The sequence below is a fragment of the Methylophilus sp. genome (assembly GCF_052437885.1).
Lineage (GTDB): Bacteria > Pseudomonadota > Gammaproteobacteria > Burkholderiales > Methylophilaceae > Methylophilus.
The window spans coordinates 84,561-96,966 of sequence record NZ_JBQVPB010000012.1 but is presented as its reverse complement, the minus strand read 5'-3'; the positions used below and the strand labels follow the sequence as shown (position 1 = coordinate 96,966).

Below are 12,406 nucleotides of genomic sequence, written 5' to 3'. Positions count from 1 at the left end.
CCAGACCACCTACCTGGGCGGCGTATACCTGCACAGCCAACTGCCGAAAGGGGTTTACCTCAAGACTGCCTTGCAGGTGAACCATGGCAAAGGCAGCATCAGCAGTGGCGATCACGCCACGCTCAAGAGCAATGGCGTCGCTGCCAGCGTACAGGCAGGCCTGCCAATCCCGCTCAACCAAAGCATGACCTTTGAGCCACAGGCGCAACTGATCTACCAGGTACAGGACTACAAAGACCTGCACCTGTCTGGAGAGACCAAGGCCAGTCTGGATAGCGACAATAGCGTGCTGAGCAGGCTAGGGGCCAGACTGGCATGGGAAGATAAACAAGCCAGCTTGCCGTGGGTGACAGAAGGCTTGTTCAACGTGTGGCACCGCAGTGAAGGCGAACAGCGCGTGCGTTTCAGCACGCCAGCAGCGCAAAGCCGGGTAGAGGCCGATTTTGCCAGCACCAGCCTGCAAGTAGGGCTGGCTAGCCGCCTGATGTTCAAGAATGGCCTGAGCCTGGCGGGCAGCATGAGCTACCAGAAGGCGATCTCGCAGGGCGAGCTGGAGAGCATGACGGCACAGTTGCATTTGCGTTGGGATATGTAAGCGATGGGTTGGACGGGGAGGAGCCAGCTTCTTCCCGTGTAGTACGAATGCGCTAGTTGAATGAAGCACTTGTTGTTAGGTTCTAATCGGTGATTCTTTGGATGACTTCTTTGGATAGTTTTGCGCTCTATTTCAGCACTTTATTTCGCCCCTCGGCGAGTGTCTTTTCTTTGCGTGCCCAAAGAAAAGACACCAAAAGAAAGGGCACCCTAGCTTCCGCTTGTTTCCTGCGTTGCTCATCAAAATAAGCGGTCACGAAACTCGCCCTAGCGGCCTGCACAAGACGCAGGCCACCGCGGAGCTCAGACAGTCGCTCCCTTTCTCCTTATTTTGACTCCGCTACTCGGCGCGTCAGATAGGGGACCCGGAAAGACACTACGCGGTTAGTGAGGTGAGACTCTTGCATTGCATCCCGCTCGACCAGCGCAATAAACAAATCAAAAGCAAAGCAGAAAGATGGTTGGCGGGTTGGTCTTGGATGACACAGGTGCTTAGCGCCCTCTGCCCCTTGAGTTCAATCATTGTGTCATCGTGGTGGGTTTTAATGGGCCCCTATCTGACGCGCCGAGTAGCGCAGTCAGCGTGGGAGGGGTCGGCCAGCGTCTGTTCGAGTTCCGCGGTGGCTTGCGTCTTGTGCAAGCCGCTAGGGCGAGTTTCGTTGGACGCCCACGCTGACGAGCAACGCAGGAAACAAGCGGAAGCTAGGGTGCATTTCTTTTGGTTACGTTTTCTTTGGGCAAGCAAAGAAAAGTAACTCGCCTAGAGGCGAAATAAAATGCCGAAACAGAGCACCGAACCATCAAAACAAATACCAATTAGAAAGTCACCGCAAGAGCATAGCTCGCGATGGTTTTTTAAACGCTGTTATTTGCCGCCCCCAGCCGCGTTTACGCAGCTTATGGCGGCGTCTATATAGGCGTAGCTGCGGAACTCTCCCACGCTGACTGCGCGACGCGGCGCGTCAGATAAGGACCCGTTTAATACCACCACGTTGAGATGTTGGTTAAACGGGTTTGTATTCAGGGCGCTTAGCACCTTTAAAGCTATAGCGACATCTGTATGCGCATGCTTAAATCGATCGCCTGTATATGTTTGGTCAAACCACCGATCGAGATCCGGTCAACGCCGGTTTCTGCGATCGCGCGCACGCTACTCAGGTCTACATTGCCTGAGGCTTCCAGCAGGGCGCGGCTGTCGTTGATCTTGACCGCCTGGCGTAAATCATCCAGGCTGAAGTTATCCAGCAGTATGCTTTTTGCGCCAGCAGTCAGGGCTTGTTGTAACTCATCCAGATTTTCGACTTCGATCTGAATATTATTGGTCTGCTGCAATGCAAAAGCTGCTTGCAGCACGGCGGCAATGGAGCCGGCGGCAGCAATATGGTTTTCTTTGATGAGTATGCCGTCATACAGCGCGAGGCGCTGATTGGCGCCACCACCGGTGAGTACTGCATATTTTTGTGCCAGCCTCAGCCCGGGCAAGGTCTTGCGGGTGTCCAGTATCTTGGCCGGCAAGCCGCTAATGGCATCTGCATAGTGGCGGGTGTGGGTGGCAACGGCTGACAGCGTCTGTAAAAAGTTTAAGGCCGGGCGCTCGGCGCTGAGCATGGCGCGCGCGTCGCCATTGATCACCACCAGTGGCTGGTTGGCTTGCACGTGGTCGCCGTCATTGACCTGCCAGTCCAGGCTGATGCCAGGGTCCAGTTGCTCAAAACACTGCTGTACCCAGGCGCAGCCACAAATGGTGGCTGCTACACGGCTGATGATGGTGGCTGAGGCGCGGGTACCGGCCGGTATCAGTGCAGCAGTGAGGTCGCCTTTGCCTATGTCTTCGGCAAGTGTTGTTTTGACCTGCTCTGCGATCAAACTGGCATTCAGGTAGGCGGGCAAGGTTGAATAAAGCGTAGATTGTGCCATCAGGGTATCTGCATGATTTGTAAAATTCTGCATGTGACCATTCTAAGCCCATGCCAAAAGCTATTATAATAAATAGCGACCGAAAAACAGCAGTATTTCGTTACTGGCTATTTTCCCAACAAACTATCTCCATTCACTCTGGTTAACTCACTATGCAGCTTTTATATACGGTAAACAGTCCTTATGCACGTAAGGTTCGCATTGTCGCTATCGAAAAACATGTGGACCTGACATTGACCAGTGTGGTGCTCTCGGACCCTGATTGCCCGGTGAGTCAATATAACCCCTTGGGTAAAGTACCTGTGCTGGTGCTGGATGATGGCGAAGCGCTCTACGATTCGCGTGTGATCGTCGAATACCTGGATCATAGGACGCCGGTCGCCCACCTGATCCCGCAGGACCATCTGGCCAAGATCAGGGTGCGTCGCTGGGAGGCGCTGGCGGATGGTGTCTGTGATGCCGCAGTGGCAGTGATGCAGGAGCAGCGCAAGGCAGAGTCGTTACAGTCTGGCGCATGGATACAGAAGCAGATGGCGAAAGTCATTGCCGGCCTGACCGCACTGGATAACGACCTGCTCAAGAAAAAATGGTGTGTCAACGAGACATTCAGCCTGGCCGATATCGCCCTGGGCACCACCCTGGGTTACATTGACCTGCGCTTCAAGAGTACGCAGCTGGAAGGTAAATACTGGCAGGAGAAGTTTCCCAGCCTGGCCAAACATTATGGCGTGCTGATCAAGCGCCCCAGCTTTAAGCAGACCATGCCGCAGCCCTGATCAAACGGCTTTTCGTGCCACAAACGCTAGCTTCGCGCTAAACCCCTCACTCACTTTTACGGCCAAAACCGCGATCGCACCTGGCAGAATTTCAGGTTTGATTCTTCAATTTTGCCTTTCCAAACAAGCACTAACAACCTCAAACGTTAATTGTTGTAAAAAGTTCTATTGATTACAATAAGTTCCCTGATTTGCATTGATAATCCAAATGATAATTGTTATCATTTAACAAATAATGTGTTCATCAGTGGTAAATCATTCATGTCAGATGCCAGCATGCCAGTAAAAAAAAGATTGCTTGAATTAGTCGATGAGCTGATAGCGCATGACGGTTTTGGCAGCATTAGAGTGGATATACGTCTTTTAAAGCGCGGTCAGAAAGAAGTCATTATTGATTGCGGTAAGCAGTATCGATTTGTAGTGGACTTTCAGCCTGCTGCAGAATTAGTTGAGAGCAAATAACGCCACCTCAGCTAGTCATTTGTTTTAACCCGGGGATATCTCCCCAAAAAATTCCGACGGCATGGGGCCGTGGAAATGTTAAGTTGAGTAGTTCGCCTGACAGCGCCTTCATGAGGAAGGGTCAACGGCATTATCCATGGCACCATGTTTTTCTACCTGGGTTTCTCTGGGTTTCTACGTGGTATTCATGCTTTATACATAAGCATGGTCTCGCCTTCGATCAAGTACTCAACAAGACATTAAAAAAGATTCGTTTATCGGCAGGGCTGATGTCCTGCCGAACAGCATCTGCTGCAAACGAGCATGCCGGCTACCTCTAACTAGGAGAAGGGGGGTGGCTGGATTAATGGGCTTGTGCCCGTACTTACTATGGAGAAGGCAATGATTAAAGAAATAAGTTTTAAACCACTCACCATCGCTGCGCTGGCTGCATTCAGCCTGAATATCGCGCCAGCATTCGCTGCGCTTCCTACTGGCATTCAGGATGCTATCCCGGTCGCCAAGGCTCTGGATGGTAATACAAAGGATGACGGCTGGTACAACCTGAGCGCCACTTCCAAAACTAAAACAGTAGATGGTCAGTCTGTCACTATCGCTGGTATTCCTGGTGGTAGCTTCCCAGGCTTTGCACCACTGCCTAATGTAGTGTCACAGGTTAAATCTGACGCTGACAATTCAGCGACTTTCAGAAAAGTGAACAATGGTGCCACAGGTGGCGCTTCCCCAGCTAGCGATAGCCTTTATGCTGGCTCTATCAGCGGTGCTTTCAATCTTAACGGCGGCAAACTGGGCGTGTTTGAAACTGCGCCAGTAGATAATCTGGCCAATGTGGTGTTCCAGCTCGAAATCGGTGGTGCCAATGGTTACGATTTCTATCAGCCTACCGTGGGCAATACAACCACAGTTGGTGGCGCTTCAACGCATGCAGCTGGTGCTTTAGAAGTGACTAACTACTTCCCTACGCTGAACCTGACTTTCAGCAATAACACAACCACGCAGCTGACTGCCAACTGGGCCGAACTGACGACCAAGGGCGAGAACGGCACCACCACCGCTGGCGGTACCGAAGAGCCTGTCTACATCAATCTGTATGCATTCCAGTGGGATCTGAGCGGTTACAGCAATATCTCATCATTCAATGTGTCTTTCGATGTTGTTGCACACAGCCAGACTTACGCAGCCCGCCTGACACAGAGCGATGTGTTCAATCAAGTGGTCGCAGTGACAGCAGTGCCTGAGCCAGAGTCATATGCCATGATCCTTGCCGGATTGGGCTTGATCGGTTTTGCAGCACGCCGCCGTCAGGTTTAAGACTTAAGCCTGGGTTGAGCGATAAAGGGCCTGTCTACACCAGGGGTCTTTATCGCGCACCAGGCATCCTCCGCAAGCCGCAGCTGGCTCACATAAGCGGTAAAGGTGTTTGTCCATGCAGCAAACGCATGGAAATTGAATACTCAACGGTGTGAGACCGTGAGGCTTATTTTTGAGGTATATGGCGTATCACCTTCAAGAGGAAGGGACTCATGCGTCTTAAGAGGAGATTTATAAAATGAAATTATCAGCTTTGGTTATCGCTTTAGGTATGGCATTCAGTGGTTCTGCATTTGCTGCAGCGGCTACCTGGAACTCTGCAACCCCATGGGGCAGTGAGACGACTGCCTCATTTGCACAGTGGAGTGCTATCGAAACAGTCAATGACACGACTCCGGATGCCGGTTTCAGTGGTGCGACTGCTGCTTCTTTGCGTGAAACATCCGGCAACGGGTTTGTGACTGGTGGCGGCCTGGGTGGCAACATCTACAGCTTTACTGGCACCACAACATTCACTGCAACTCTGGGTGGTGGCGCGACGACTGGTTTGTTCGATGTTTATCTGCGTATAGGCACCATTGGTGAAGTTGCCAGCACTACCGCTACTCTGAATGGTGCTTCAGCCACTTCAGTGGTGTGGGATGGTGGCGCTGCAGGCGGTCCATTCGGCGGCGCTGCGCAAGAAGTGTACTGGAAATGGGAAGATGTTTCAGCCGCTAGCCTGTACACATTCAACTTTGCCGCGATCGGCCCTCACATGAGTCTGGATCAAGTGGCATTGGCGACAGTTTCTGTGCCAGTAGCAGCAGTACCAGAACCTGAATCATTCAGTCTGATGGCACTGGGCCTGGGTCTGATGGCATTTGTTGCACGTCGTTCTTCCAAAAAAGCCTAATTTAGGTTAGCAGCTTTAATAACAAAGGGGCTTTTATGGCCCTTTTGTTTTACCTGAATATTTAATTGAATAAGTAAAACACTCCATGTTGGCAAGCCCTGACGATTACTGGCGATACACAAAAACAAAAAACATCCCAGGCATGTGGCTGTGCGGGCTGGTTGTTTTGGCAGCTTTATGCATACTGGCGCAACCTGTAGCCGCGGCAGAAGATACCGCAGCAGACGCTACGGAAAATAAAGCGGTGAACACACTCTCGCCAGCTGTGGCAGAAAAGCCCCAAACGTCTACAGACAAGCAGGCTGAAGCAGACAAGGTTGAGACCTTGCCCGAAGTGTCTGTCAAAGATAAAAGGGTCATTGAAGATTCTGGTATCAACCGCACACTGCCTATCACGACTATCACCTCTGATCAGTTGCAGCGTAGTCAGCCAAGTAACATCTTTGATGCGGTGAGATCCGCCCCCGGCGTGTCCATCAACGGTGGCCCGCGCCCCAGTGGCATGTCTTTCAATATTCGCGGTTATGCAGACAATGAAGATGTGCTGGTCAAAGTGGATGGCGTCCCCAAGGGCTTTGAAAAATATCGCATGGGCGGCACTTTTATTGAGCCTGAGCTATTGAAAAGCATAGAGATACAGCGTGGGCCGCAGATCGCCAGCGGCTCAGGGTCATTAGGCGGTACTGTTATTGCCAATACCAAAGACGCCGAGGATTTTTTGAGACCAGGCCAGAAATATGGTGCCAAAGCCAAATTTGGTTATGGCAATAACAGTGACGAGTATTCACGCTCCTATTTGCTGTTCGCCAGACCTGATGAGCGTGTCGATATCCTGTATAACTATTCAAACCGTGATGCCAACAATATCACCTTGGGCGATGGCTCTAAACTTGCAAACTCCGCCATGCAGTCGGTTTCGCATCTGTTGAAATTCAGCTTGTTCCCCACTGAAGACCTGCAGCTGGTGACTTCTATCGTCAAATTCGAGGATTCGGGGCTGCAGCAATATGATGTCAACTCGGCAACGCCTGGTTTCTTTGGCTATGTGATCCGTTCTGTGGATGACCTCACCTGGTCTGAAACCCTGAAATACAATCCTAACCGATGGGTGAATCTTAAGGCGATTGTAGGTGCCGGTCATTCCGATGTGCAGGACTTTGTGCCCCCCGGCCTTTCTAATGTTGTGAACCAGGCTGACCCTGCGGGCTGCGTCGGCATCGTATACACGCCTGACCCCAGCCAGACCAACAGATGTAAAGGCAATGCGACTGATACCTATAACTTTAAAACCAGAACGGTTGATGTCAGCAATGAGATGATCTTCGCCGAGAAGGGTTTTTTCAATGCCTCATTACTCACTGGCTATCAATATAATTATAGTCACCGCGATGTCACCCGTGTGTTTGATAACCCTGTGCTCAGCCCGGTCGGTGGTTTCAACCCGGCTGTGCCTTCAGGCACCAAAACCTTTCATGCGCTTTATCTACAGTCCAAATTAGAGATCGGTCAGGTGAGTGTGATCCCTGGATACCGGATCGATAAATATAAGGTGGAAGCTGAGGGTGGCACGTTGAGGCTATTGAGCCCCTTTGGCCAGGCCAGTGAGATCGAGTTTAAACAGGAAACCTGGAGTTTAGGCTTGGCCTACGATTTTTTTGATAGAAAAGATCCCGAGAAGCTGACGCTTTACAGTAATTATGGGCAAGGCTTTAGGCCACCTTTGATCGATGAGTATTTCACACAGGGCCCATTCGGTTTTTGCCGGTCACCGTTCATGCCTACACAGGGAAGACCGTCACAGATCTGTGGTGATTACTACAAGCCGCAGTTGTCAGAGTCGACCGAAGCCGGGGTCAGTTATCAGAATCCACATCTGTTAGGCTCTGATGTATGGTTCTCTGGCAAGCTCAATTTCTATCACATTCATACTTCAAGGTTGCTCTCATCATTGGGTGAGGATGATGGGCGGGTGACGCAGGATGGATGGGAGCGTAGAAATGGTGTCGAGATCGAGAGCTTTTTGCAATACAAAGGATGGTATGCGCGTGCAGGCTACTCCCGAATCAAAGGTGAGATAGTGACTGGTCATCAGGATCTGGTGAGTGCTCCGCTGTTTACCGCACCTGGCAACGCTTTCAATATCAATATAGGCACCGAGCTGACCAAGAATCTGGATGTCAATCTGACCTACAGACGCGTTTCAGACCGGGACATTATTGTCAGCGGTAATGGTACTCTGACTAGCCCATACCGATTCGGGGTGCAGGACGGTTATGAGTTATGGAATGTGGGCGCGCGCTGGAAAGCCAGCGAGCAAGTGACATTCAGACTGATAGGCGAAAACCTGAAGAATGAGTTGTATAACCTGGATGGTACTTTTGGCGGCATAGGTTTATTTGCGCCAGGCCGTAACGTCAAGTTTATGGTCGATCTGACTTATTAAGCTCTATAGTCTTCAGACTTTTATTCAGCAGATAAAAAAAGCCCCGGCGACTACCGGGGCTTTTTCATGCGTGCATTTTACGCTGCAGCTTGCCTGCGGCGTGCAGCCAAGCTGATCAAGCCTATGCCGGCCACCAGCAAAACAACACTCTCTGGTTCTGGTACGGCTGTGGCCTGCACTTGCCACCCAATATCTTTAAACGCTGCGTAATCCAGTGCCGTCGGCAATTCACGCTGGCCCCTGACCGTGCTTGGGTCCATCAGTGTGCCCTGAGGGCTGCCGTCATAGGTGCTGGAAACACCTGCTGCCCAATGGCTGCCGTACTGGTCGACCGGGACTGCACCACCATAGCTTGCAACCGACGCTGCGCCCGTGAAATAGCCATTTTCGATTTGTGCCTGCCATGAGTCTGCTTCGCCAAAACCAAGGATATGCCCGATCTCGTGGGTGGCAGTGGTGAGAAAATCCGGGCGGCCAGCCGTCAAGCCGCTGGTATCACTACCAAAGTACCAGTCATGGGCAGCATTGAACCAGATCATCCCGCCCCAGACCGCATAATCTGTTGCGGCAGGCCCAGTGGTATTCGCTTGCCCGCGTGTAGTCACTGCGTCTACAAATGCATCTGAGCCGGTGGCAACCAGGTTGTAACCAGTGTTGGCGAAGCCTAATACGCCGGGTGCCGAGCTGGAACCGCCTACATAAATACGCAGTGTGTCTGCCGCTATGTTGAGGTTGTTTAAAGTGACAGCCGCACCAGCCAGGCTGGGGTGTGTCATTTGTACCGACCAGCTGTCGCCTGCCTGTGGCGCGATTGCCGTCAGTGAGTCTGTGAACCCGCTGTAAAAGGAAGCCGCCTGATCAAGGATAGCTCTGCGCTCAAGCAGCGGTGTGCCCGTGGCAAGGTCGGTGAAGAAGCCTCTGCTATCGTAAGTATAGTCAAATGTGATAGTCAGTGCGTGTGCCGGCAGGGCGGCAAGTAATCCTGCCGCAACCAGCAGAATGTGCAGTTTTTTCATGATTTTCTTCTTCCGCTCAATAACAAGGTGGATAAGCCTGCCAGCAACAATGCCCAGCTGCCTGGTTCCGGCACTGCTGTCGCTGATAGCGGTGTCACGGAGCCGGTACCTGCGCCATACACAGTTTGCAGCGCGCTGATCATCAGGCTATTTAAAGGAAAAACAGGCCCACTATAAGCAGAGTCGGCTGATGCCGCATTCACTGCGCCCTCAGATTCCACGTAATGGCCCATGCCTAGCGAGTGGCCCAGCTCATGCTGCGCGACCGCATAGAATAAAACCGGGCTCCAGCCATAACCAAAACGCTGGCCATTGAATATCACGTCACCGGCCAGGCCACTGGTTTCGGTATCTTGCGGGAAATAAGCATAGGCATTGGCATCGCGGATATTGGCGACTACACCTATCCTGATATCTGCCAGGCCGGTCGGGTCATATTCGCCTGTTTCCGGCAACGGGCCTTTATCCGCCACTTCAACGAAGTGTATGGGCAGGATAGACGCGTAATCAGTGAACGCCTGCTCAAAGGCGCTGCGCAGTGTCGCTGCCGAAAAAGATTGTCCGCTGGCATCGACTATGCCGCCAGCCAGCAGATTGCTATAACTGTAGGTCAGCGTGATCGCCGAACCCAGGCCATCTGGTTGATCCCAACTCGCATACATGGGGTAATAACCGGCCCATGCGTTACTCGATACCAGGCAGGCGAGTAACGAGGCGCGATGTAAATGCTTGAACATGCTTCATCCTCTCAAAAACGATTAGTATTGTTGTATGGTTATTTTACCTGATTAAAAGGTAATGAGAATTATTATCAATGTAAAGATGGCGTGATGACAGGCAGAAAATCAGTTTGTAGAGGCTGAATAGCACAAGGTCTGCGATCAATCGCGTGCATGCGGGTGATGGCTTGCAGGCGTATCAGTGAGCGAGTAATGAATTGTCAGCGAACTGGCGCAGGTGGGTTGAGCTACCTGCGTCTGCCGGCACGGTAAAAGTCCGTGCGCTGGATCTTTAATGGGAGAAAGGTTTAAAGCGGTGCGACGTCATCGTCACTGAGCAGGGCATGCAGATTGTTTTTGTGACGCAAAGTCTGGCGTTCATTCAGGCGTTTTTGCGCTGCACTTGGGAAATCGGTATAGCTGATCAGGCTGCGTTCTATCAGTATATTGATCAGATCTTCCAGCACCCGGGCTAACTGGATATCACTTTCACGGAAGGTATGATTTTTTTTGAGCTCTTCGTCGAGAAAGCTCAAGTACTCGGTATCTGAATTTTCTATCAGCTCCCAGTCTGCGGAGACTTGCGTATCCGGGCTGGAGGCAATAATCGCACCTTCTTTATTTTTGAGTATATAGGCCATCAGGTGTCATTCCTTGTCACTTTCGCAGTGAGTGATTGTTTATTAGGAAAACATAAGCAATAACTATGCCTTTGGGTCAATCAAATCGCGCCGTTAATGATACCACCACCCAGGCAGACATTGCTTTCGTAAACTACCACGCTTTGCCCCGGCGTGATCGCCCATTGGTGCTGACCAAAGCGTATGGTCGCTTCTTCGTCATTGACCGCATCTACTTCGCACGGCGCATCCGGCTGGCGGTAGCGGGTTTTCGCCGCGTAGACCCAGTTGGTGCGTGGCTGTTCGCCGCTGATCCAGTGTAACTGCCCGGCGACCAGGCCATCGCTTTTAAGCAGCGGGTGGTCGTGCCCTTGCACTACGATCAGTTCATTCTCTGCCATGAGTTTGGCGGCGACAAACCAGGGCTCGCCGTTGCTGTCGCGGCTGCCGCCTATCTTCAGGCCTTGGCGTTGACCCAGGGTGTAATACATCAGGCCTTCATGCTCGCCGACCACTTTACCTTCTGGCGTGCGCATGATGCCAGGCTGCCGTGGCAGGTAGCGTTGCAAAAATTCCTGGAACGGCCGCTCGCCGATAAAACAGATGCCAGTAGAGTCTTTTTTCTCGGCATTGGCCAGGCCATGCTGACGTGCAATCTCACGCACTTCACGTTTGAGGTAAGTGCCCAGGGGGAACAGTGTTTTTGACAACTGTGCCTGGTTCAGGCGCGATAGGAAATAGCTTTGATCCTTGGTGCCATCATCGGCTTTCAGCAACTGGTAATTGCCCGCCTGGAGCGGGTTTTCTCGCACCTGCGCATAGTGGCCGGTCGCGATCATATCTGCGCCCAAGGTCATGGCATGATCAAGAAAAGCCTTGAATTTGATTTCGGCATTACACAGGATATCCGGGTTAGGTGTACGGCCGGCCTGATACTCCTGCAGGAAGTTAGTGAATACTCGCTCTTTGTATTCTTCGCTGAAATTCACGGCCTCAATGTCTATGCCTATCTTGTCGGCAGCAGACACCGCATCGATCAGATCCTGCTTGGAGGAGCAGTATTCATCGGTGTCGTCGTCTTCCCAGTTTTTCATAAACAGGCCGGTCACCTGGTAGCCTTGCTGTTTTAGCAGCAAAGCAGTCACTGAAGAATCAACGCCGCCGGACAGACCGACGATCACATGTGGCTTACTCATAATGCCTGGCCCAGATGTTGCAAAATGTCTAAAGAATAACGTTTACCCGCGAGGTAATCCTGCACGCATAACAGCACCTGCGGGCTGCGCATCAGCTCGCCAGCGGCGGCGATCTCGGCTTCACTTTTCCACACTGTGCGCAGTATGCCGTCATCCAGTGTCCGTTGGGGGTGATGTGCCCCAAGCTGGCCGCTAAAGGCAAAACGCAGGTAGGTGATGCCATTGACAGGGTGTTGCCAGTGGTAGATGCCTACCAGGGCTTGCGGCGTAAAATCATACGCTGTTTCTTCCAGCGTTTCACGGATCGCTGCTGCAATGATGGTCTCGTTTTCTTCGAGATGCCCGGCGGGCTGGTTAAAGCGATTGCCACGCTCTGTGGTTTCTTCCACCAGCAAGAACTTGCCTTCCAGCTCTATGATCGCAGCCACGGTGACATTGGGTTTCCACTGCAGGGATG

Annotated in this window: 12 protein-coding genes; 6 read left to right on the top strand and 6 right to left on the bottom strand. The window is 51.9% G+C overall.

Annotated elements, in window-relative coordinates:
* Window positions 1-595 (top strand): autotransporter domain-containing protein (locus ACT6RZ_RS12475; RefSeq protein ID WP_444702421.1); only part of this gene is annotated, 595 nt, incomplete at its 5' end.
* Window positions 596-1,638: 1,043 nt separating this feature from the next.
* On the opposite strand, the gene nadC is transcribed toward ACT6RZ_RS12475, so the two are convergent.
* Window positions 1,639-2,511 carry a carboxylating nicotinate-nucleotide diphosphorylase gene (nadC, locus tag ACT6RZ_RS12470; protein ID WP_444702428.1) on the bottom strand — a complete coding sequence of 291 codons (873 nt, stop codon included), beginning with the start codon at window positions 2,509-2,511 and terminating at the stop codon, window positions 1,639-1,641.
* 152 nt (window positions 2,512-2,663) lie between these two features.
* Between nadC and ACT6RZ_RS12465 the strand changes: the two genes are divergently transcribed.
* From ACT6RZ_RS12465 to ACT6RZ_RS12445, 5 genes are all read left to right on the top strand, one after another.
* Complete coding sequence (locus tag ACT6RZ_RS12465) at window positions 2,664-3,287, top strand: glutathione S-transferase N-terminal domain-containing protein (RefSeq protein WP_444702420.1); 624 nt, start codon at window positions 2,664-2,666, stop codon at window positions 3,285-3,287.
* Between the two features lie 261 nt (window positions 3,288-3,548).
* Window positions 3,549-3,749 (top strand): hypothetical protein, encoded by a 201-nt coding sequence (locus ACT6RZ_RS12460; RefSeq protein WP_444702419.1) that lies wholly within the window; start codon window positions 3,549-3,551, stop codon window positions 3,747-3,749.
* 381 nt (window positions 3,750-4,130) lie between these two features.
* Window positions 4,131-5,060 (top strand): PEP-CTERM sorting domain-containing protein, encoded by a 930-nt coding sequence (locus tag ACT6RZ_RS12455; RefSeq protein WP_444702418.1) that lies wholly within the window; start codon window positions 4,131-4,133, stop codon window positions 5,058-5,060.
* A 238-nt stretch (window positions 5,061-5,298) separates the two neighbouring features.
* Complete coding sequence (locus ACT6RZ_RS12450) at window positions 5,299-5,955, top strand: PEP-CTERM sorting domain-containing protein (protein ID WP_444702417.1); 657 nt, start codon at window positions 5,299-5,301, stop codon at window positions 5,953-5,955.
* An 85-nt stretch (window positions 5,956-6,040) separates the two neighbouring features.
* A complete protein-coding gene (locus ACT6RZ_RS12445) occupies window positions 6,041-8,398 on the top strand; it encodes a TonB-dependent receptor domain-containing protein (RefSeq protein ID WP_444702416.1) in 2,358 nt (785 codons plus the stop codon).
* Window positions 8,399-8,475: 77 nt separating this feature from the next.
* Here ACT6RZ_RS12445 and ACT6RZ_RS12440 read toward each other — a convergent pair whose 3' ends face one another.
* From ACT6RZ_RS12440 to ACT6RZ_RS12420, 5 genes are all read right to left on the bottom strand, one after another.
* Window positions 8,476-9,414 (bottom strand): PEP-CTERM sorting domain-containing protein, encoded by a 939-nt coding sequence (locus ACT6RZ_RS12440; protein WP_444702415.1) that lies wholly within the window; start codon window positions 9,412-9,414, stop codon window positions 8,476-8,478.
* Window positions 9,411-10,151, bottom strand: coding sequence for a matrixin family metalloprotease (locus ACT6RZ_RS12435; protein WP_444702414.1), 741 nt, complete (start codon window positions 10,149-10,151; stop codon window positions 9,411-9,413). Before ACT6RZ_RS12435 ends, ACT6RZ_RS12440 begins: the two co-directional genes overlap by 4 nt.
* Before the next feature lie 290 nt (window positions 10,152-10,441).
* Entirely contained in the window at window positions 10,442-10,774 is a 333-nt protein-coding gene (locus ACT6RZ_RS12430) for a hypothetical protein (protein ID WP_444702413.1), read from the bottom strand.
* A gap of 80 nt (window positions 10,775-10,854) precedes the next feature.
* Complete coding sequence (mnmA, locus tag ACT6RZ_RS12425) at window positions 10,855-11,949, bottom strand: tRNA 2-thiouridine(34) synthase MnmA (RefSeq protein ID WP_444702412.1); 1,095 nt, start codon at window positions 11,947-11,949, stop codon at window positions 10,855-10,857.
* Window positions 11,946-12,377 carry an NUDIX hydrolase gene (locus ACT6RZ_RS12420; protein WP_444702427.1) on the bottom strand — a complete coding sequence of 144 codons (432 nt, stop codon included), beginning with the start codon at window positions 12,375-12,377 and terminating at the stop codon, window positions 11,946-11,948. The genes mnmA and ACT6RZ_RS12420 overlap by 4 nt, the downstream gene beginning before the upstream one ends.
* Between the last annotated feature and the right edge of the window lie 29 nt (window positions 12,378-12,406).